This window comes from Pseudomonas sp. S3_B08 (assembly GCF_054667725.1).
In genome coordinates this window covers 2,495,649-2,516,302 of record NZ_CP162750.1, presented here as the reverse complement: position 1 = coordinate 2,516,302, position 20,654 = coordinate 2,495,649, and the positions used below count along the sequence as shown (strand labels likewise).

Annotated in this window: 23 protein-coding genes; 10 read left to right on the top strand and 13 right to left on the bottom strand. The window is 60.1% G+C overall.

Features of this window, described 5'->3' with window-relative positions; genetic code table 11:
- Positions 1 to 104: 104 nt before the first annotated feature.
- The 7 genes from AB4N73_RS11445 to AB4N73_RS11415 all read right to left on the bottom strand — a co-directional run bounded on the left by AB4N73_RS11445 (position 105) and on the right by AB4N73_RS11415 (position 4,067).
- Positions 105 to 1,106: a glutathione S-transferase family protein gene (locus AB4N73_RS11445; protein ID WP_460143464.1), complete on the bottom strand. Its 1,002-nt coding sequence runs from the start codon at positions 1,104 to 1,106 to the stop codon at positions 105 to 107.
- Between the two features lie 91 nt (positions 1,107 to 1,197).
- Positions 1,198 to 2,199 carry a glycosyl transferase family protein gene (locus AB4N73_RS11440; protein ID WP_460143463.1) on the bottom strand — a complete coding sequence of 334 codons (1,002 nt, stop codon included), beginning with the start codon at positions 2,197 to 2,199 and terminating at the stop codon, positions 1,198 to 1,200.
- Positions 2,196 to 2,531 carry a TusE/DsrC/DsvC family sulfur relay protein gene (locus tag AB4N73_RS11435; protein WP_016770652.1) on the bottom strand — a complete coding sequence of 112 codons (336 nt, stop codon included), beginning with the start codon at positions 2,529 to 2,531 and terminating at the stop codon, positions 2,196 to 2,198. Before AB4N73_RS11435 ends, AB4N73_RS11440 begins: the two co-directional genes overlap by 4 nt.
- Entirely contained in the window at positions 2,528 to 2,821 is a 294-nt protein-coding gene (tusB, locus tag AB4N73_RS11430) for a sulfurtransferase complex subunit TusB (protein WP_056788919.1), read from the bottom strand. Before tusB ends, AB4N73_RS11435 begins: the two co-directional genes overlap by 4 nt.
- Complete coding sequence (tusC, locus tag AB4N73_RS11425) at positions 2,821 to 3,177, bottom strand: sulfurtransferase complex subunit TusC (protein WP_160768762.1); 357 nt, start codon at positions 3,175 to 3,177, stop codon at positions 2,821 to 2,823. Before tusC ends, tusB begins: the two co-directional genes overlap by 1 nt.
- A gap of 2 nt (positions 3,178 to 3,179) precedes the next feature.
- On the bottom strand, positions 3,180 to 3,572 hold the full coding sequence (tusD, locus tag AB4N73_RS11420) for a sulfurtransferase complex subunit TusD (RefSeq protein WP_150634947.1): 393 nt from the start codon (positions 3,570 to 3,572) through the stop codon (positions 3,180 to 3,182).
- A gap of 165 nt (positions 3,573 to 3,737) precedes the next feature.
- Positions 3,738 to 4,067: a DUF6388 family protein gene (locus AB4N73_RS11415; RefSeq protein ID WP_041477057.1), complete on the bottom strand. Its 330-nt coding sequence runs from the start codon at positions 4,065 to 4,067 to the stop codon at positions 3,738 to 3,740.
- Positions 4,068 to 4,200: 133 nt separating this feature from the next.
- Between AB4N73_RS11415 and AB4N73_RS11410 the strand changes: the two genes are divergently transcribed.
- Complete coding sequence (locus AB4N73_RS11410; RefSeq protein ID WP_041477055.1) at positions 4,201 to 4,551, top strand: hypothetical protein; 351 nt, start codon at positions 4,201 to 4,203, stop codon at positions 4,549 to 4,551.
- 102 nt (positions 4,552 to 4,653) lie between these two features.
- Here AB4N73_RS11410 and AB4N73_RS11405 read toward each other — a convergent pair whose 3' ends face one another.
- Positions 4,654 to 5,079: a GNAT family N-acetyltransferase gene (locus tag AB4N73_RS11405; protein ID WP_460143462.1), complete on the bottom strand. Its 426-nt coding sequence runs from the start codon at positions 5,077 to 5,079 to the stop codon at positions 4,654 to 4,656.
- Between the two features lie 152 nt (positions 5,080 to 5,231).
- Between AB4N73_RS11405 and AB4N73_RS11400 the strand changes: the two genes are divergently transcribed.
- From AB4N73_RS11400 to AB4N73_RS11380, 5 genes are all read left to right on the top strand, one after another.
- Positions 5,232 to 5,672: a hemerythrin domain-containing protein gene (locus tag AB4N73_RS11400; protein ID WP_016775257.1), complete on the top strand. Its 441-nt coding sequence runs from the start codon at positions 5,232 to 5,234 to the stop codon at positions 5,670 to 5,672.
- Between the two features lie 207 nt (positions 5,673 to 5,879).
- Complete coding sequence (locus AB4N73_RS11395; protein ID WP_095182054.1) at positions 5,880 to 6,515, top strand: lytic polysaccharide monooxygenase auxiliary activity family 9 protein; 636 nt, start codon at positions 5,880 to 5,882, stop codon at positions 6,513 to 6,515.
- A 98-nt stretch (positions 6,516 to 6,613) separates the two neighbouring features.
- Positions 6,614 to 7,201, top strand: coding sequence for an NUDIX domain-containing protein (locus tag AB4N73_RS11390; protein WP_056788927.1), 588 nt, complete (start codon positions 6,614 to 6,616; stop codon positions 7,199 to 7,201).
- 148 nt (positions 7,202 to 7,349) lie between these two features.
- Positions 7,350 to 9,077 (top strand): gamma-glutamyltransferase, encoded by a 1,728-nt coding sequence (gene ggt / locus AB4N73_RS11385; protein ID WP_460143461.1) that lies wholly within the window; start codon positions 7,350 to 7,352, stop codon positions 9,075 to 9,077.
- A gap of 64 nt (positions 9,078 to 9,141) precedes the next feature.
- The gene (locus tag AB4N73_RS11380; protein ID WP_460143460.1) at positions 9,142 to 9,675 is read left to right on the top strand and encodes a cysteine hydrolase family protein; all 534 of its coding nucleotides are present in this window, start codon (positions 9,142 to 9,144) and stop codon (positions 9,673 to 9,675) included.
- 156 nt (positions 9,676 to 9,831) lie between these two features.
- Here AB4N73_RS11380 and AB4N73_RS11375 read toward each other — a convergent pair whose 3' ends face one another.
- Entirely contained in the window at positions 9,832 to 10,146 is a 315-nt protein-coding gene (locus tag AB4N73_RS11375; RefSeq protein ID WP_150741133.1) for a DUF7693 family protein, read from the bottom strand.
- A 159-nt stretch (positions 10,147 to 10,305) separates the two neighbouring features.
- On the opposite strand from AB4N73_RS11375, the gene AB4N73_RS11370 reads away from it, so the two are divergent.
- Positions 10,306 to 11,751, top strand: coding sequence for a SulP family inorganic anion transporter (locus AB4N73_RS11370; RefSeq protein WP_041477048.1), 1,446 nt, complete (start codon positions 10,306 to 10,308; stop codon positions 11,749 to 11,751).
- Here the strand turns inward: AB4N73_RS11370 and AB4N73_RS11365 are convergent.
- Both AB4N73_RS11365 and AB4N73_RS11360 read right to left on the bottom strand, forming a co-directional pair.
- Entirely contained in the window at positions 11,719 to 13,950 is a 2,232-nt protein-coding gene (locus tag AB4N73_RS11365; protein WP_460138147.1) for a response regulator, read from the bottom strand. The two genes, AB4N73_RS11370 and AB4N73_RS11365, sit on opposite strands and share 33 nt — an antisense overlap.
- Positions 13,951 to 14,136: 186 nt before the next feature.
- Positions 14,137 to 14,655 (bottom strand): carboxymuconolactone decarboxylase family protein, encoded by a 519-nt coding sequence (locus tag AB4N73_RS11360; RefSeq protein ID WP_252884456.1) that lies wholly within the window; start codon positions 14,653 to 14,655, stop codon positions 14,137 to 14,139.
- Between the two features lie 131 nt (positions 14,656 to 14,786).
- On the opposite strand from AB4N73_RS11360, the gene AB4N73_RS11355 reads away from it, so the two are divergent.
- Positions 14,787 to 15,602: an AraC family transcriptional regulator gene (locus tag AB4N73_RS11355; protein WP_150741130.1), complete on the top strand. Its 816-nt coding sequence runs from the start codon at positions 14,787 to 14,789 to the stop codon at positions 15,600 to 15,602.
- 3 nt (positions 15,603 to 15,605) lie between these two features.
- Here AB4N73_RS11355 and AB4N73_RS11350 read toward each other — a convergent pair whose 3' ends face one another.
- Positions 15,606 to 16,499, bottom strand: coding sequence for a DMT family transporter (locus tag AB4N73_RS11350; protein WP_252876553.1), 894 nt, complete (start codon positions 16,497 to 16,499; stop codon positions 15,606 to 15,608).
- Positions 16,500 to 16,588: 89 nt separating this feature from the next.
- On the opposite strand from AB4N73_RS11350, the gene AB4N73_RS11345 reads away from it, so the two are divergent.
- Together AB4N73_RS11345 and AB4N73_RS11340 are read left to right on the top strand one after the other, a co-directional pair.
- Positions 16,589 to 17,920: an aminotransferase-like domain-containing protein gene (locus tag AB4N73_RS11345; protein WP_460143459.1), complete on the top strand. Its 1,332-nt coding sequence runs from the start codon at positions 16,589 to 16,591 to the stop codon at positions 17,918 to 17,920.
- Between the two features lie 40 nt (positions 17,921 to 17,960).
- Positions 17,961 to 18,338, top strand: a complete 378-nt coding sequence (locus tag AB4N73_RS11340; RefSeq protein WP_258706905.1) for a c-type cytochrome — start codon at positions 17,961 to 17,963, stop codon at positions 18,336 to 18,338.
- A 526-nt stretch (positions 18,339 to 18,864) separates the two neighbouring features.
- On the opposite strand, the gene AB4N73_RS11335 is transcribed toward AB4N73_RS11340, so the two are convergent.
- Positions 18,865 to 20,520 carry a sensor domain-containing diguanylate cyclase gene (locus AB4N73_RS11335; protein WP_460143458.1) on the bottom strand — a complete coding sequence of 552 codons (1,656 nt, stop codon included), beginning with the start codon at positions 20,518 to 20,520 and terminating at the stop codon, positions 18,865 to 18,867.
- Positions 20,521 to 20,654: the final 134 nt, after the last annotated feature.

Genomic DNA, 20,654 nt, shown 5'->3' with positions numbered 1-20,654 from the left:
TCCCTTCGCGAGCAGGCTCGCTCCCACATTGGATCTGTGTCATGCACAAATCCCGTGTGGGAGCGAGCCTGCTCGCGAATGGGGTCTCGAAAACACCGAGCTAATCAACCCCGGCGCCAAACCCCTTTCCCGATCAACCGCGACCGGTCATGCGCAACGCTGAAATCCTGCTCCGGCCCCTTCGGCACAACCCCTGTCGGGTTGATGGTCTTGTGGCTGCCATAGTAGTGATGCTTGATGTGCTGGAAATCCACCGTCTCGGCAATACCCGGCCATTGATACATCTCGCGCAGCCAGTTCGACAGATTCGGGTAATCGGCAATCCGCCGCAGGTTGCACTTGAAGTGCCCGTGATACACCGCGTCAAAGCGAATCATCGTGGTAAACAGGCGCACGTCGGCCTCGGTCAGGTATTCCCCGCTCAGGTAGCGATTGGCACCCAGCAGTTGCTCCAGATGATCCAGTTCGGCGAATACTTCATCGAACGCCTGTTCGTATGCCTGTTGCGAGGTGGCGAACCCGGCACGATAGACACCGTTGTTCACCGCCGGGTAGATCCGCTCGTTCAGCGCATCGACTTCGTTGCGTAGCGGCGCCGGATAAAAGTCCAGATCGTTACCAGTGATCCCGTCGAAGGCGCTGTTGAACATGCGGATGATTTCCGCCGATTCATTGCTGACGATGCGCTTGAGTTTCTTGTCCCACAGCACTGGTACCGTCACGCGCCCGGTGTAATCAGGCGTGTCGGCGGTGTAGCGCTGATGCATGAAATCGAAGCCATCGAGTTTGTCGCCTGTCGAACCGAGCGCCTTGTCGAAGGTCCAGCCGTTCTCCAGCATGAGCCAGCTGACCACCGACACGTCGATGAGACTTTCCAGCCCTTTGAGTTTGCGCACGATCAGCGTGCGATGCGCCCAAGGGCAGGCGAGGGAAACATAGAGGTGATAGCGCCCGGCTTCGGCAGTGAAACCGCCTTCACCGCTGGGGCCTGGTTGACCGTCGGCGGTCACCCAGTTGCGGCGTTGCGCTTGTTCGCGCTGGAACGCGCCGTCCTTGCTGCTTTCGTACCACTTGTCCTGCCAGTGGCCGTCGACGAGTAAACCCATGATCAAGACTCCCTAAACCAATATTCGTTGGAGTCGAGTCTATTCCGATGAGTTCGAACAAAAAGCGCAAAGATCGGGCGCTAATGATCGGTTAGATCGATGTGTTGCGCGCCGCCCAATACTGCTCGGCGGTTGCGAACGCCTGTTCGCGATTCTGACCGAGACCGCGCAGGGCGAGGGCCATGGTCGCAATCAAGGCCATTTGCGGGTAACTGTCGACCACATCGCCACGCCACACGGCTTTCAAGTGCTCGATTTCCAGCGAAGCGGGTTTGACGTGGCGCTGCGCTGACAGCTGCGGCCATTCTTCATCCCAGCTCTGACCGCCGCTGGTGCCATAAAGGTGGCTGGTGGCGTCGGGGTTGATCTCGATTTCACCGCCATCGCCCTTGACCACGATTGCCGCGTCGCCGAGCAAGCCGCTGGCATCGCGATGCACCGCCTGGTAACCCGGGTGAAAAATGCTTTGCAGGCCGCAGCGTGCGCCCAACGGATTGAGAATTCGCGCCAGCGAGTGGATCGGCGACCGCAGGCCCAAGGTATTGCGCAGGTCGATCATCTTCTGCAGTTGCGGCGCCCAGTCCACCAGCGGCATAAAGGCCAGGCCGCCGTTGTCCAGTGCCGTGCCGACCTGCTGCCAATCACGGCACAGGGGAATGTTCAGTTCGCCCAGCAGTTGTTCGCTGTACAGGCGCCCGGCCGTGTGCGCGCCGCCGCCATGCATGAAGATGCGTACGCCGTTTTGCGCCAGGCATTTGGCCGCGAGCAGATACCACGGCAGATGGCGTTTTTTGCCGGCGTAGGTCGGCCAGTCCAGGTCGACATTCAGCGCCGGTGCCTGCAAGCGTTCGCGCAGGGCTTCGGTGAAACCGGCCATTTCCTCTGCGCTTTCTTCCTTGTGCCGCAGCAACATCAGGAAGGCACCCAGTTGCGTATCTTCGACCTTGTCATCGAGCACCATGCCCATGGCCTCGCGGGCTTCCTCGCGCGTCAGGTCGCGGGCGCCGCGCTTGCCCTTGCCGAGAATGCGCACGAATTGCGCGAACGGATGCTCGGCAGGCGTTTCGAGGGTCAAAGCTGGAAAGTCGTTCATAGGCAATTCGTCGGTTTGGGCAGGCCCGCCAGTTTCGCGGCGAGTTTGGCAGGGGTGCCTTTGAACAGTCGGTTCAGGTGCAGGCTGTTGCCTTTGTCCGCGCCGAGTTTCAACGCGGTGTACTTGATCAGCGGCCGCGTGGCCGGCGATAGCTGGAATTCGGCGTAGAAGCTGCGCAGCAGCTCGAGGACTTCCCAGTGTTCAGGCGTCAACTCGATGTCTTCTGCGGCGGCGAGGGCGCTGGCGACTTCAGCCGACCAGTCGCTGAGGTCAACGAGAAAGCCGTCCTTGTCCAGTTCGATGGCGCGGGCGCCGACGGTCATTGAATTCATAGCCAGCTGTTGACCTTGGCGTGATGGATCGACAGTTCGACAAACGCCGGGTAGTCGATGGCCTCGGCCCAGTCTGGAATCTCGATCGCACGCGCCTGTGCGTCCTCAATCAATACAAACAGTCTGATTGCTCGCTCTTGAAGGGTTGAGAACGGCACAGTGTCCGGTTGCAGCGCATACACCGCATCGCCGGACAACAATACCGCATCGGCGCTGCCGAGCAGGCGCAGGCAACTGCTCAGACGATCGTCGCCGAACGGGGAATGAGACAACACATGCAAAGTCGACATCAGAGGGTGATCACCTGATCGTAACGGTCAATAAGGGCGGTGATGTGGTCAGCAGCAAGCGGCTGCGCTTCGTCCAGCGACAGGTTGCCAAGACCGCGAGCATTGGCGCTTTCGGCGCAATAGAACAGCTCTTCGACACCAAACATCGGCAGCGCCTGCAGATTGGCGCTGAGGTCTTTCTGCTGCACGGCCTTGGCGTTCTGCCCGGCGGCCAGTTGCAGCACGCCGTCATCGAGAAACAGCAAACCGATCGGCAGATCAAAGGCGCCACCGGCCAGCACGATATCCAGCGCTTCCCGCGCACCGGGGCCGGACCATGGCGATTGGCGGCTGATGATCAACAGCGATTTGGCCATGTTCAAGCGCCTCCGAAACAGATGAGACGGTCAGCGTCCTGCACGGCATCGTGCAATTGACCCAGACCGGACAATTCCCACGGCGCGCTCAGCGAAATCGCTTCACGCTGGTAACGCTTGGATTCTTCTTCGTTCAACACGCCACGGCGCAGAGCAGCGGCGATGCAGACCACCCCATCCAGTTGCCTTTCGTTGATGAAGGCGCGCCATTGCTTGGGCAAATCCTGTTCATCCTGCGGCGTCACCACTGCATCGGAGGCGTTGAACACGCCGTCCTGATAGAAGAACAGCCGGACAATCTCATGGCCGCCGGCCAGCGCGGCCTGGGCAAACAGCAGGGCACGGCGCGAGGAGGGCGCATGGGCGGCGGAAAACAGCGCGATGGCGAACTTCATGATGGACTCGATCAGCGAAACTGCGGCCATGATAAAGCTTTATCGCTCGTGCCGCGAAACCCGAGTTTTACGCAGATACCTTTGTAGGAGCTGCCGAAGGCTGCGATCTTTTGATCTTGAAGAGCAAAATCAAAAGATCGCAGCCTTCGGCAGCTCCTACATCGATTACGGGGTGATGCCGTAAAGATCGCAATACTCGATCCAGTCCATCCCCGCCATTTCCGCCACTTCCCGATGCACTTCCAGGCGTTGCGCCTGATAGTCCTCCGGTGAATCAGCGGTCAGCTGCAACGTCAGCTCCCAGGCAAACAACCCCTGGCTTTCCGCCTCAGCCTCGAATGCTTCATGCAAGCGTTCTTCGCGGTACTGCGCCTGGGTTTCACCCTTGGCCTGAGCCAACAGCGGGTTGAGATGGTCGAGGGTCTCGCGCAGTTCGGGGCGCGCATCGAGAAACAGTTTCAGGGCGTGTTCATGTCGTTGGTCGCTAGGCGCCATGTAATGTCCTTGTGTGGCTGAAGATCTCAGAGTGCCGCAGCTGCTCACGCGTGTCGCGCATAAAAACAGTAAAGCAGAACGATTTGCCGCGTTGCAGTGCTACAGTCCGCTTTTTTCTCGATGAGCGAATGCAATGCGAATGCTGATGGTAGTGCTGGCGGCGGCCCTGTTGGCCGGGTGCGCCGGTTCGGTGATGAACGATGCTCGCAGCAAGAGCCCGGACAAGGTCCTGACCTCGGACAAGCCGGAGAAAGACGTCGCCCGGTGCGTGCAATTCGCCTGGCAGGATGAAGCGGTTTTCGGCGTCGACGCGGCGGCCTATCTGGAACCGCGCGAGTCTGGCGGCACGACGGTCTACACGCGTTCAGCGGAGTCGTTTGTCGATGTGATTACCGAAGCCTCGGGTACGACTTTGAATTACTACGCACAGCAGAGTGATTTTGTCGCGATGCGGCGCATGGCGGCGATGGCGACCTGCCTCTGATTGTGTGTCGAGGCGGCTGGCGCTTTCGCGAGCAGGCTCGCTCCCACCGATTGAATGCTTTCCAGTGTGGGAGCGAGCCTGCTCGCGCAAAGGGCGACACAGTCAGTCGATCAGCCGCTTCTGGAAAAAATGCCGCTTGTGCCCTGGTGGATAGTCTACGATCTCACCGAACTGGCTGAAGCCCAGCTTCTTGTAGAACTCCGGCGCCTGAAAATCGAAGGTGTCGAGCCAGATTCCGTAGCAGTTCCTGTCTTCGGCCAACGCTTCTGCCTGTGCCATTAACCTGGAACCAATCCCCTGTCCGCGACTTTGATCCGGTACTGACAGCAAATCGATGAACATCCAGCGCAAAGTCACTCGCCCGTACAACCCGCCCAGTATCGCGCCATACTCATCTTTTACCATCAAGGCGAACGGCTCGGTTTTCGATATGCCGGTCTTCGCATCGTTGTATTCAATCAACGGTTGGAGAATGGCCTGACGCTGTTCCTCGGTAGGATTGTCCGTCAACTCGATACGCAAATTCATGCATGACTTCCTTGTGTAATTGAACGCCCAGCCTAACGCGTGTGGGCAAGCGCTTCCAAGCCCTTCGATCAAACGAGCGGAACCGTCAAACCAGCGTTGCGGTCTAGGCTTTTATCGCGTCTTTCCCTGAGCGCGATTGATGAGGAAATCCCGTGAATATTTTTGAAGCCCTGCGCGAAAGCCACGAGCGCCAGCGCACCTACGCCAAGGCTCTGATCGCGACCAGCGGCGACAGCCCTGAGCGGGTCGAGGCCTACAAGCAGCTCAAAGCAGAACTGCAAGCGCATGAAACCGCTGAAGAGCGGCACTTCTACATCCCGTTGATGGAAATCGACGAAGGCGTTGACCTGAGCCGCCACGCCATCGCCGAGCACCACGAAATGGACGAGATGATGGAAGAACTCGACGAGACCGAGATGTCCAGTCCGGCGTGGCTGGCCACGGCCAAGAAGCTCTCCGACAAGGTTCATCATCACCTCGAGGAAGAAGAGCACAAATTCTTCCAGATGGCCGGCAAGCTGCTCGACGATAAACAGAAAACGCAACTCGCCGGGCAGTACGAAAAGGAGTATCAGGCGCAACTGTCTGAATGACCAAAGGCGACTCGGCGTGTAGGTGTTCAGCTACACGTTGAGTGCGATGCGTCGTCGGGCACTGGTTATGCATCCAGTATTTCCGGGCGTTTTACGTCTTGCACGGTGGGACTGTGACAAAAGCGCCGATGGACAAAAAATTCACCTCCGTTAGCTTGAAGGCCTCTCCTCGGGAAGGAGAGTTCTCAAATCAACGGAGTGAACATGATGAATCAGGCAATCCCACAAACCCAACTCAAACACGGTCGTGTCATCTCGCCAGCAAGTCGCGGCGCAGTGGCCATTGACCTCGGCTTGCTCGGCGCTTGGCAAGTCAATGAAATGGAGGGCGGCAAAAACTTTCCGGCCGTGAATGCCGGGCCGTTCCCGCAACCCTTCGAGACCGACTCGGACAGCGTCGCGCCGCCGGCCGATGGCTACATTCTCAGCGGCGGCAAGACCGATGCCCGCGATTGCGTCAATTACACCGACGACGAGATGAGCAAGAAGCTCGGCCGTTCATTCAACTGGCCGCTGCTTAATGTCGATCCGGGGCAGATTCTCGAGGTCAGCTGGGCGTACACCGCGCCGCACACCACCCGTGGTTATCGCTGGCTGATCACCAAAGACGGCTGGGATCCACAGCAACGCATCAGCCGTGCGCAGCTCGAAACCCAGCCGTTCTTCGAAGACTTCTACCCGCAAGTGCCGTATTACAGCCATGCCGGCGAATTGAAGGCCAAGGTTGATCACCAAGTGCAACTGCCGACGAACAAGAAGGGTCATCACGTCATTGTGCTGATGTGGATCGTCGCCAACACCGGCAACGCCTTCTACCAGGCCTTCGACGTCGACTTCCAGTAACAACCCAGGCTGAACGAGCCCGGTAGCGCTGCCGGGCTTTTTTTGTCGGCGCAATTGTCCGACCATGGCAGTCCCCCATGAAAACAGGATCAGACGCGATGTCCAACACAGCCGAACGGGTCAACATCGTCGACACTCAGGTGTTGTCCCACGACTGGTATCTGTTGAAGAAAATCACTTTCGATTACCACCGCAACAACGGCGAATGGCAGCGCCAGACCCGCGAGGTATACGACCGGGGCAACGGCGCGGCGATTCTGCTGTTCAACCGCGAAAAGCGCACGGTGGTGCTGACCCGCCAGTTTCGTTTGCCGGTGTTCGTCAACGGCCACGATGGATTGTTGATCGAGGTGGCGGCGGGGTTGCTGGAAGGTGCCGCGCCGGAGCAACGCATTCGTGACGAAGCCGAGGAGGAAACCGGTTATCGCGTGCATGACGTGAAGAAAGTATTCGAGGCGTATATGAGCCCCGGCTCGGTGACGGAGAAGCTGCACTTTTTTATCGCCGAATACGACGCCGCGTCCAAAGTCAGCGACGGTGGTGGGCTGGAAGAGGAAACCGAAGAACTGGAAGTGCTCGAGTGGCAATTCGCTGAGGCACTGGCAGCGTTTCAACGCGGCGAGATCTGCGATGCCAAGACCATCATGCTGTTGCAGTACGCAGCGATGAATAACCTCTTCGCTTGATTCGGGCAGGAGCTGCCAACGGCTGCGATGGCTCAGCATACTGGCTGAACGGGGAGGCGCAATACGCAAAGCCGGCCATACTGCTTGTTGCTCCTGAAGCGCTGCCCTGCGTTTTGCGCAGTCCCCAAAAACAAAAAGAGATCGACTCATGAAGTACGAACCTTTGGCCAGATCGCTCATTGCGACCTCCCTGGCGCTCAGCTGTCTCATGACTCACGCGGCATCGGTGGCGCCGGTGGCGGCGGAAAACGGCATGGTGGTCACCGCGCAACATCTGGCGACCCATGTCGGCGTCGATGTGTTGAAAAACGGCGGCAATGCCGTGGATGCGGCAGTGGCCGTGGGCTATGCGCTGGCGGTGGTCTACCCGGCTGCGGGCAATCTTGGCGGTGGCGGGTTCATGACCATTCAACTGGCGGACGGACGCAAGACCTTTCTCGACTTCCGCGAGAAAGCCCCGCTGGCAGCGACCGCCAACATGTATCTGGACAAGGACGGTAACGTCATTCCGGAACTGAGCACGCGCGGCCATCTGGCCGTCGGGGTGCCGGGAACCGTGTCCGGCATGGAGCTGGCGCTGAGCAAATATGGCACCAAACAGCGCAAGGACATGATTGCCCCGGCGATCAAACTGGCCGAAGACGGTTTCGAGCTGCAGCAGGGCGATGTCGAGCTGCTCGAATACGCGACGGATGTGTTCAAGAAGGACATGCGCGATTCCGGCTCGATCTTCCTCAGCAACGGCGAGCCGATGCAGGTCGGGCAGAAACTGGTGCAGAAGGATCTGGCGAAAACCCTGCGGACGATTTCCGAGAAGGGCGCCGACGGCTTCTACAAAGGTTGGGTCGCCGATGCCATTGTCACGTCCAGCCAAGCCAACAAAGGCATCATCAGCCAGGCCGACCTGGACAAATACAAGACTCGCGAACTGGCCCCGGTGGAATGCGATTATCGCGGCTATCACGTAGTCTCGGCGCCACCGCCCAGCTCCGGCGGGGTGGTGATCTGCCAGATCATGAATATCCTCGAAGGCTATCCGATGAAGGACCTGGGCTTCCATTCCGCTCAGGGCATGCACTACCAGATCGAAGCGATGCGCCACGCGTACGTTGATCGCAACAGCTACCTCGGCGATCCGGATTTCGTGAAGAATCCGATCGAGCACCTGCTGGACAAGAACTATGCGACCAAACTGCGCAACGCCATCCAGCCGCAAAAGGCCGGCGTGTCGGCTGAGCTCAAACCCGGTGTAGCGCCGCATGAAGGCAGCAACACCACGCACTATTCGATCGTCGACAAGTGGGGTAATGCCGTTTCGGTCACCTACACCCTTAATGACTGGTTCGGCGCTGGCGTGATGGCGAGCAAGACCGGGGTGATCCTCAACGACGAAATGGACGACTTCACCTCCAAGGTCGGCGTGCCGAACATGTACGGTCTGGTTCAGGGGGAAGCCAATGCCATCGCGCCGGGCAAGGCGCCGCTGTCGTCAATGAGTCCGACCATCGTCACCAAGGATGGCAAAGTGGTGATGGTGGTCGGCACGCCGGGTGGTAGCCGGATCATCACCGCGACCTTGCTGACCATGCTCAATGTGATCGATTACGGCATGGGGCTGCAGGAAGCGGTCGACGCGCCGCGCTTCCATCAGCAGTGGATGCCGGAGGAAACCAACCTCGAAGACTTCGCCGCCAGCCCGGATACGAAAAAGCTCCTCGAGAGCTGGGGCCACAAGTTTGCCGGCCCGCAGGATCCCAACCACATCGCCGCGATTCTGGTCGGCGCGCCGTCACTGGACGGCAAACCGGTTGGCAAGAATCGCTTCTACGGCGCCAATGATCCACGGCGTAATACCGGCTTGTCACTGGGTTACTGAGCGGAGTAAAAAGGGGCGGGCTCAGGTCCGCCCCATCTCAAGGACTGATCAAGGAAGGCTCGACATGACCACCGCATTACTGATCATCGACGTCCAGCAAGCACTGTGTGCTGGTGAATATCAGTGTTTTGAAATCGACCGCGTGATCGCCACGATCAATGATCTCAGCCAACGCGCCTGCACGGCTGGCGTTCCGGTGGTGTTGATTCAACACGAAGAAAAGGACGGTCCGTTCGTGCATGGCGCGGACGGTTGGCAACTGGCCGAAGGTTTGCTGACTTCGACGAAAGACCTGCGTGTAGGCAAGACTACCGGGGATTCTTTCTACCAGACCGATCTCGGCAAGCTGCTGCCCAGCGAAGACTTCGAACGTCTGATCATTAGCGGTCTGCAGACCGATTATTGCGTCAACGCCACGGTGCGCAGCGCGCATTCACTGGGCTACGACATCGTCGTCGCGCAAGATGCACATTCGACGGTCGATAACGGCAACATGAGCGCTGAAGACATCATTGCCCAACACAACAAGGACTTCGCCGCCCTGACCAGTTCCGTGGCACGAATCGACGTCAAACCGGCAGCCCAAATCACCTTCTGAACTCACACAAAACCCCTGTGGGAGCGAGCCTGCTCGCGAAAGCGCTATGACAGCCAACATCAAACCGACTGATATACCCCCTTCGCGAGCAGGCTCGCTCCCACAGGCATTTGGTCGGTCTCAAAATCAGAGAGCACCGCAGTCGGAAACGATGCACTAGGTTTGGACGCGATTCGCATCACGCAATAACCGCTCGATCTGCGCCAGTTCCCATGTGCTGAGCAGACTCACCGGGTCCGTGCCATAACGTTGCCAAGTGTCCAGCGTCGCTTCATCCCCGGCGCAGTTGCGCGCGTATTCACAGTGATGCAAGTGTCCCTCGGCGAAGTCCAACAGCAGATGCCAGCCCTCGATGTAAACGGCAATCAGCCCGGACTGGGACATTACCTCGCAGACTTCGAACGCAAGCACGCCCAGCGCAGCTTCGCGCAGACGCTGACACACATCCCGGGCGGACAAAAACGCTGACATGCTGCGACTCGATTCGATGGACAAGCCTGCAAGGATAAGGCCCGCGCCACTCATGTCAGCGTTTCACTGGCCCGAGGCCGAACAATTCCGTAACATTCGCCTCCCTCTTTTTTCGCGAAAACAGCAGCCGTGCCCAGCGGCCGCTCAGTCAGGTAAGCCATGAAACCGATTCGTCTGCGCGCCGATGTCCTCGCCGGACTCACCACCTCGTTCGCCCTGTTGCCCGAATGCATTGCTTTCGCCCTGGTCGCGCATCTCAATCCGCTGATGGGCCTGTACGGCGCGTTCATCATTTGCACGCTGACAGCGTTGTTTGGCGGCCGGCCGGGCATGGTTTCCGGCGCGGCGGGCTCGATGGCGGTGGTGATCGTCGCACTGGTGGTGCAACACGGCGTGCAATATCTGCTGGCGACGGTGCTGCTCGGCGGTCTGATCATGATGGCGTTCGGGCTGTTGCGCTTGGGCAAACTGGTGCGCATGGTGCCGCATCCGGTGATGCTCGGTTTCGTCAACGGCCTGGCGATCATCATTGCCCTGGCGCAACTGGAGCACTTCAAAAGCGGCGAGCACTGGCTCAGCGGTACGCCGTTGTACCTGATGACCGGGCTGGTGCTGCTGACCATGGCCATCGTTTACATCCTGCCGCGCCTGACCAAAGCGGTACCGCCGGCCCTGGTGGCGATCCTTGGTGTCGGCCTGCTGGTCTACCTGTTTGGCCTGCCGACCCGTACCCTCGGTGACATGGCGCACATTGCCGGCGGTCTGCCGACTTTCGCCATGCCGGACATTCCGTGGAGCCTGGAAACACTGCGCATCATCGCTCCGTACGCGATCCTGATGGCGATGGTCGGCCTGCTGGAAACCTTGCTGACACTGAACCTGACCGACGAAATCACCGAGACCCGTGGCTATCCGGATCGTGAGTGCGTGGCGCTCGGCGCGGCCAACATGGTGTCCGGTGCGTTCGGCGGCATGGGCGGTTGCGCGATGATCGGCCAGACCGTGATCAACCTCAGCTCCGGCGGGCGCGGGCGCTTGTCCGGTGTTGTTGCCGGTGTGCTGATTCTGTTGTTCATTCTGTTTCTGTCGCCGCTGATCGAGCGTATTCCGCTGGCCGCACTGGTGGGGGTGATGTTTGTGGTATCGCAGCAGACGTTCGCCTGGGCGTCGTTGCGGGTGATCAACAAGGTGCCGCTGCACGATGTGCTGGTGATCATCGCCGTGACCACCATCACCGTGTTCACCGATCTGGCCACGGCCGTGCTGTGCGGGATCATCATCGCCGCGCTCAACTTCGCCTGGCAGCAGGCGCGCGAACTGTACGCCGATGAACACCTGGAGGCCGACGGCAGCAAGCTCTATCGCCTGCACGGCACGCTGTTCTTTGCCTCGACCACGCCGTTTCTCAATCAGTTCGATCCGGCCAACGATCCGGCGAAAGTCACTCTCGACTGCCGACACCTGAGCTTTGTCGATTACTCGGCGATTGCCGCGTTGAAAACCCTGCGTGAACGCTACGCCAAGGCTGGCAAGCACTTACAGGTGTTTCATCTGTCGGAACGCTGCAAGAAATTACTCAAGCGCGCCGGCGTCGATCACGACTGACGCCGCTGGTTTTGCGTCCTTGAGCCAGGTCTTGCCGAGAATCCGTGAGACCTGTTCGGCGGAGTAGGGCTTGGCGAGAAACTCGAAACCTTCGTAACCGCTGCGGGCCAGTTCTTCGCTGTAGCCGGAGGTCAGAATCACCGGTAGATCGGGGCGGCGCTGGCGCAGCTCCCTGGCCAACGCGACGCCGGTGATGCCCGGCATGACCACGTCGGAAAACACCGCATCGAACGCGCTGGCATCGCCGCCTGCCAACTGCAGGGCTTCTTCAGCGTTGGTTGCCCATGCGGTTTCATAGCCCAGATCCTGGAGGATCTGGTTGGCAAAACGACCAACATCGAGATTGTCCTCGACCACCAGTACCCGGCGTTTTTCGCAGGCCGGCTGTACCTCGCCATCGTCCTCGGTGTTGTCCTGTTCAGCCTCGTCCGCCGGCACTTGCGGCAAATACAAGGTGAACTCGGTGCCTTGTCCAAGGACGCTGGAGACGTCGACGTTGCCGCCCGATTGCTTGGCGAAGCCGAACACCTGCGACAGCCCGAGCCCCGTGCCTTTGCCGACAGCCTTGGTGGTAAAGAACGGTTCGAAGATGTGTTCGAGGGTGTGTGCGTCGATGCCGGCACCGGTATCGGCCAAGGCGATCGACACGAAATGGCTGCTGGACCCGGCGTGACCGCGAATCGGCGGCAGCGCTTTGTGGCATTCCAGGCGCAATTTCAGCTCACCCTGACCGTTCATGGCGTCGCGGGCGTTAAGCGCAATGTTGATCAACGCGGTTTCGAACTGACTGAGGTCGACACGGATGTAGCAGGGGTGATCCGGGCGTTCGACGCACACATGAATCTGCGCGCCGGTGACCGATTCGAGCATCTCGCCGATGTTTGCCAAACGTTCGCCGGCGTCGACTACCTGCGGATTGAGCGGCTGACGGCGGGCGAAGGCGAGCAACTGGCTGGTCAGCTTGGAGGCGCGCTCGACGGTGTCGGACACCGCGCGCATGTAGCGCTGACGGCGTTCTTCCGGCAGGTTGGGCTGGCGCAGAAAATCCACCGACGAACGAATGATCGTCAGCAGATTGTTGAAGTCGTGGGCGACGCCGCCGGTCAATTGGCCGATGGCTTCGAGCTTCTGCGACTGGCGCAACGCCGACTCGGCCTGGGCCAGGCGCAAGCTGCGCTCTTCGACCCGTTGCTCCAGCGTGGCGTTGAGCTCAGCCAGCGCCAGCAGGCCTTCGCGCACATTGGCATCGGCGCGCACCCGCTCGATGTGCGCCCAGCACCGTTCGGTCACTTCGCTCATCAATGCCTGCTCAAATTGCGACCAGACCCGCGGCACTTTGTCGTGGACGGCCATCAATGCGGTCAGACGGCCCTGCTTGATCAGTGGTACACAAATGGTCGCGGTAATACCGATGGCCTGAAAGGTCGCCGACTCTTCCGGTGGTAGCTCGCTGCGGTTGTCATGGATGACCAGCGGTTCCCCGGCGCGCAGCAGACGCACTGCCTTCTCACCGAAATCGCGCAGGCGGTAGTGGCCGACGATGCTTGGCGAACCCGGTGCCGCATAGTCGCCGCGAATGGTGAAGCCGTCCTCGTCGGCATCCATGTCGGCGTACGCGCAGTTGGACAATTGCAACTGCTCGACCATCAGCCGGGTGCTCGCCGCCAGGATTGCTTGCGCATCGGTGGCATTGGTCACCGCTTCGCCGATGGCATCAAGGACGGCCAGGCGTTGGTTGAGATAAACGGTCTGGGTGGTCTCGGTGACCGTGTCGAGCATGCCGACGACATTGCCCAGCGAGTCACGAATCGGGCTGTAACAGAAAGTGAAGAACGCCTGCTCCGGACCGTTGCCGCGTTCGATCTTCAGGGCAAAGTTTTCGATGTAGGTGGCTTGGCCGGCATAGGCCGCCTCGGCTATCGGGCTGATCTCATGCCAGGCTTCTTTCCAGATGTCGCTGAAAGGACGTCCCAGCGCATGCGGCTTGTCGCCGAGAATCGGCACGAAGGCGTCGTTATAGAGAGTGATCAATTGCGGGCCCCAGACGATCGCCTGAGGGAAATGCGACGCGAGACTGAGCGAGACAGTGGTCTTGAGTACATCGGGCCAGTTTTCCAACGGGCCGAGGGGCGAATTCGCCCAGTCGTGACGGCGGATCTGCCCGGCCATCTCGCCGTTGTCTTGCAACCAGTCTGTCATGGGGTTCGTATCTTTCCGGGCATTTGTCTGAGAACAAAGACCTGCGCGCAGGGTGTTTGGTTTCAGCGCACCAGACACTGTTTGCGCTGCGAATTATTCTGACCTACATCATGGCAGCAAAAAACAGCGCTGGCGAAAAGAGCATCTTTTCGCCAGCGGATTTTTCTTCAGTTCGTGAGCGACTGCTCAGGCCTCGACGGCCGGGAAATCAATGTCGGTCAACGCCGTGTTGTTCAGGTAGTTGGTCAATGTCTGCACGGCCACCAGGGCAATCACTTCGATAATCTTGCGGTCATCGATACCGGCAGCGCGAGCAGCGGCCAACTGTTCATCGCTCAAGTGGCCACGGGTTTCGGTCAGTTGGCGGGCGAGGGCGGCGTAGGCATTCAGTTCGCCTTGACGGGCCGCGACGATGTCCTGTGGCGAGAGCCCGGCCTTGCCGGCGAACATTGTGTGTGCGGACAGGCAGTAGTCGCAGCCGTTTACTTGCGAAGTGGCGAGGTAGACGGCTTCTTTTTCCTGGGCGCTGAGCGAGGTCTTGCCGAGGATCGCCGAAGCTTGCAGGTAAGTGTCGAATGCAACTGGCGCTTGGGCGAGGGTAGTGAAGACGTTGGGCAGGAAGCCGATTTTTTTCTTCACGCCTTCCAGTGCAGGACGGGTGGCATCGGTGGCGGTGTCGAGGCTGATAGCGGGGATGCGGCTCATGGTGATTCTCCGAAATTCCGCAGCGAAGTGCAGCGGCGATGGAGAGATCTTAGGGGCTGCCAATGGCGCTTTGGCGGCAAATCGTCGAGGATATGCGGCAGATCGTCCAGATATGCCTTCGGGAGTCAGCCATGGATCGCCTTTCCACATTACTCAGTCATTTCGGCGTGAATGCCGGCACCTTCCATAGCGGCGCGTTTTGCGGCGTGAGTGTTCACGAAGGCGAGCCGGTCGGGCACGTGCATGTTCTGCAAGCCGGGGCGTTGCTGCTCAAACCGGGCAACGAGCGGGAGATCCGTCTGGACGAACCGTCACTGATTTTCTTTCCCCGGCCGTTTACCCATCGGATGTTTGCCGACGAAGCCATGGCCAGTCAGATTGTCTGTGCATCGCTGACCTTCGACGGCGGCTCGGGCAATGCCCTGGCCGCCGCGCTACCCGACTATCTGGTATTGAAACTCACCGACATCCCGGAACTGCGCAGCACCCTTGACTGGCTGTTCAATGAAGCCTTTGAAGGGCATTGCGGGCGCGTGGCGGTGATGGATCGCCTGTTCGAATTGCTGGTGATTCTGCTGCTCCGCCATCTCATCGGCAGTCGAGATCAGCAACCGGGCATGATGGCCGGGCTGGCTGACCCGCGCTTGTCTCGCGCTTTGAACCTGATCCATGAGCAACCGCACAAGCCTTGGAGTGTGGCCGATCTCGCGGCGGCGGCGAACCAGTCCCGCGCCGGTTTTGCCGAGCAGTTTCGCCGCGTGGTCGGGCAGACGCCGGCCGATTATCTGCTGAGCTGGCGCGTCAGTCTTGCGCAGAAACGCCTGCGCGAAGGCCGGCCGATTGCGTTGATTGCCGAAGAGGTCGGTTACGAAAGTCCGTCGGCGCTGGCCCGGGCGTTTCGGCGCAAGACCGGTCTCAGTCCTCGGCAATGGAAAGCCGGACACTGAACATTACCTGGCGAATTTCTTCGCTCCGGCCACGCAGAGAATCACCCCAAGCGTTACGCCGAGCATGCCGACGCTGACCTGCTCATGCAGCAACGTCGCCGCCAGTGCCAGACCAAAAAACGGCTGCAGCAACTGCAACTGCCCGACCGCCGCAATCCCGCCCTGGGCCAGGCCGCGATACCAGAACACAAAGCCGATCAGCATGCTGAACAGCGACACGTAGCCCAGGCACATCCACGCAGGCAAGCTGATGTTGCCGAACGAGGCGGGCGCCAGCCACAGGCTCAGCACTGCCATCAGCGGTAACGACATTACCAGCGCCCAGCAGATCACCTGCCAGCCGCCGAGGCTGCGTGACAGTTTCGCGCCTTCGGCGTAACCGAGGCCGCAGGCGAGAATCGCCGCGAGCATCAGTAGATCCCCAGTCGGCGAGGCGCTCAGTCCCTGGGACAGGGCGAAGCCCACCACCAATGCGCTGCCCAGCACCGAAAAGATCCAGAACACCGGCCGTGGCCGCTCACCGCCACGCAAGACACCAAACATTGCCGTGGCCAGCGGCAGCAATCCTACAAACACGATCGAATGCGCTGACGTTACGTGCTGCAATGCCAACGCGGTCAGCAGCGGAAAACCCAACACCACGCCCAGCGCCACAATCACCAGCGACAGCCACTGATGGCGCGACGGTCGCGGTTGCTTGAACAACAGCAGAAGTCCGACCGCCAGTGCGCCGGCAATCGCTGCTCGCACCACGGTCAGAAACACCGGATCGAATTCCAGCACCGCCAGCCGTGTCGCCGGAAGTGAACCGCTGAAAATCAGCACACCGATAAAACCGTTGATCCAGGCACTGGTCTTTTCCAGCGCCGGGTTGGCCGCAGTCGATGTTGTGTGCATGTCGGTCGCGCTCAAATAGTGGGTTGTATTGCGGCGATCCTAGGGCTGAGAATCAGCACAATCAAAAAATTGTCATGGATACAGCCGGCATGCCCCGATCCCGTTACAAGACCTTGGTTGACCGTTACGCGGCGGATATTCGTGGCGGACGACTGCCGCCGGGCACGCGATTGCCTACGCATCGGCAACTGGCGGCGCAGGAAGGACTGGCGCTGGTTACCGCTTCACGGGTTTATGCCGAGCTTGAGGCGATGGGCCTGGTCAGTGGCGAAGCCGGGCGCGGCACTTTTGTGCGGGAAACGTCGCTGGCTCCGGGGCAGGGCATCGATCAGAAAGACGTAGCGGTCGGCATGATCGACCTGAATTTCAACTATCCGTCGTTGCCCGGTCAGGCTGAGCTGTTGCGCACGGCGTTGCGGCAACTGGCGTTGTCCGGCGATCTCGAAGCGTTGCTGCGTTATCAACCCCACGCCGGACGTGCCCACGAACGCGCCTCGGTGGCGCGACATTTGTCGACACGCGGCGTGACCGTTGAAGCCGACCAAGTGCTGATCGTCAATGGCGCTCAGCAAGGTTTGGCGGTGACGCTGATGGCCCTGCTCAAACCCGGTGATGTGATCGCCGCCGATGCGCTGACCTATTCCGGGTTCAAGGTGCTGGCCGACGCGTTGCATCTGGAAGTGCTGGCGATCCCGATGACAGAGCTCGGCCCGGATTTGCCGGCACTGGACAGGCTCTGCCGCCAGCGTGCGGTGCGCGCCGTGTACAGCATGCCGACGCTGCACAATCCGCTGGGCTGGGTCATGCCACTGGAACAGCGCGAGCAATTGGTGGCGATTGCCCGGCGCTATGATCTGACACTTATCGAAGATGCGGCCTACGCGTTTCTGGTGGAAAATCCGCCGCGAACCTTGATCGATCTGGCACCGGAACGGACGTTTTACGTATCGGGCCTGTCGAAAAACATCGCCACCGGATTGCGGGTCGGCTTCATCGCGGCGCCGCTGCCTCAAGTGCCCGCACTGGAACGAATCATTCGCGCGACAACGTGGAACACGCCCGGGGTGATGACCGCCATTGCGTGCGGTTGGCTCGACGACGGCACCGTCACCGTGCTTGAGGAGCAGAAGCGTAGTGATGCCATGGCCCGGCAGACGTTGGCCGCCGAGGTGCTGAAGGGGCTGCGCTACATTGCTCATCCGGCCTCGTATTTTCTGTGGTTGCCGTTGCCCGAAGATGTGCGTGCCGATCAGATCGTGGTCGAGTTGATGCAGCAGCAGATTTCGGTCACCAGCGCCGAGCCGTTTTCGCTGTCGGCCAATACGCCCCATGCGATTCGTCTGGCGTTGGGTTCGGTGGACATGAAGGTGTTGCGTCAGGCGTTGATCACTGTCAGAACGATTGTCGGCGCTTATCTGTAAACTGCGTTCACGCCATGCAAAGCCAGGTTTGGACTGTTTAATGAAATTCACCACAGCACTGCTTCTCGCCTTGATCTTCAGCACCAGCGCTCAGGCTGAGGGCGATCCTGAGGCCGGAGAGAAGATCTTTCCGCGCCTGTGCGGCGGTTGCCATCAGGTTGGCGAGTCGGCTCGTTCGGGGTTTGGTCCGCAGCTCAACGGCATCATTGGCCGGGCTGCGGGGACTTCGGCAAATTATGTTTATTCCGATGCGATGAAGAACTCGGGGATTACTTGGGATCGGGCGACATTGAAAGCGTATCTGAAGGATCCGAAAGGGGTGGTGCCGGGGACGCGGATGATTTTCTGGGGGCTGAGTGATGAGGAGAAGTTGAATAATTTGTTGGCTTATCTGCAGAGGTTCAGTGCTGAGCCCTAGTCGGGCGATGGTTTCCTGGCTGATTGAGTACATATCCATTGCTGCGGTAACGGCTGCTTAGGGTTCCGCCCTTACGGCGGGTCACCTTTTTCAAACGCCGGAGTGCCGGCCCAGCAAAAAGGTAACCCAAAAGGCTTGCTCCTGCGTTCGGCCCTCGCAGGCTCGGGTCCCTTCGCTGCGGGATCGATCCGGGCGCAGCGGCTACGGTTTGCTTCGCTGCACCTCCTTCCGCTGTGTCTGGCTGCGCCAGACGGTCGCTGCGCTCCCACGCCCGGATCAATCCCTCCGCTCAGCCTTCCGACGTCGCCGGTAGATCAAGATCAAAAGCACTCGAGCTAACGCTCATTGTTGAGTGGGGCGGCTTCGCCGCGGGCAGCTGCGCTGCTTTGCTTTTCTGTGGGAGCGAGCCTGCTCGCGAAAGCGGTTCTCCTGCCGACCCATATTTGCGGTTTTCCCCCATCCCTGGAGGAGCTGGCTGGCCAGCGAGGCCGGCGGGCCGACCTGTCTCAGGTTGATATACGCGGTGTCAGTGAGCATGGAACGCCACCTGATTGCGCCCCGCAGCTTTCGCCTGATACAGCTGCTGATCGGCGCGTTTGATCAGGGCCGTGTGGTTGTTGTCTGCCGGATCTGCCAGGCCAAGGCCAATACTCACCGTGACGTTGCCGACGCCGGGAAACTGCGCTTCGGCGACTGCCATGCGAATTTTTTCGGCAACGACTTCCGGGGTGTCGGGTTGCGCGACTTCCGGCAGCAGTACGGCGAACTCTTCGCCGCCGTAGCGGGCGACGAAATCGGTGCTGCGCACGCTGTTCTGGATCAAGGTCGCCAGTTGTTGCAGGACCTCGTCACCGACCGCGTGGCCGTGGCTGTCATTGATGCGTTTGAAGTGGTCGGCATCGATCAGCAGCAGGGCAAAAGGGCGCCCGGTGCGTCGGGACAGCAGCGAGTATTCAGTGATTTTTTCGTCAAAGCGGCGACGGTTGTAAACGCCGGTCAAGCCGTCGTGTGTGGCCAGGCTCAGCAGCTCGGCGTTGGCCTCGGTGAGTGCGGCGGTGCGTTGTGCCACGGTGGCTTCCAGCGAGGCGTTGGCTTCTTGCAGTTCGCGCTCCTTGCCTAGTAGCGACTGCGTCATTGCGTCGATGGACTGGCCGAGCTGGGCGATTTCCAGTACCGGATGCTGGAGCTGGAACTGCGCGCCGGACTGGTTGTTCTGCACCTGTTTGGCCGAGTGCGCGAGTTGTTCGATCGGCCGGCTCAGGTACAGCGCCAGGTAATAAGCCACGAGACCGAAAACGATGGCGGCGAAAACGCCGAGGATCAGCAATTCGTATTGCAGCGTCCGCGCCGGTTGCAGCGCGGTTTCCAGTGGCTGGCGAATGGCGATCGACCACGACAGCGCTGTGCCCGATGGCGTCGGCACAGTGACCATGCTGGTCAGGTAACCGTTGGCCGCCGTCCAGCCCGGCAATACCGAATCGCCGATCGCCAGTTGTTGGCCCATCAGCGCTTCGGGGTAGAGCACCTTGCCATCGTGGTCGACGATCAGCGCCTGGATATCCGGCGCCGAGTTCTTGTGGGAAAACGCCGCCGATTCGACGATGCGCGTTACCCAACTCCAGTGTGCATGTGCGCCCAGCACGCCAATCACCTGTCCTTCGGCATTGTGGATCGGCGCGGCAAAATCGATGAAGCGCAGCGGCTCGCCATTGGGCAGGCCCGGCAACAACTTGGCCAGCAACACCGCTTCGTGGGGATCGCCGGTGTATTGCCGGCGCAAGCCGATCTGGAACCACGGGCGTTTCTGCACTGATTGACCGACCAGCAGATCATTGACGGCCTGGCGGACGTTGCCCTCGGCGTCGGTGACGCCCATCCACGCATATTCGGCGCGCGCCTGGGTGCGCAACTGCATCGACTTGAGGATGGCTGGGTTGTCCAGATCTCCGCGCTCCAGATGCGGTGCGCGACTGAGCAGGTAGACCTCCAGTTGCCGTTCGCGCAGCTGTTCGCCCAACAGCGTCGCCGCTGCACGCGCGGTGTTCAGCAAGGCGTTGCCGCTGGCCTGCTTCATTTGTTCGGTGGCGATATGACCGACATAAAAGCCGACGCTCAATAACGTCAGCAGGGACAAACCGCCGAACCACAGGGTGAGATGGCTACGCAGACTGGCTTTGAACATGGAGGCGGGTGTCTGTATTTATTGAAGTGGCGCCATGGTATGCGACATCGCCGATGGGCGGCCAGCGAACGGGTTCATGTAAATACAAAGAAGATTGATGCCAATGAGCCATCATTTTGGTTAGAATGCGCGCC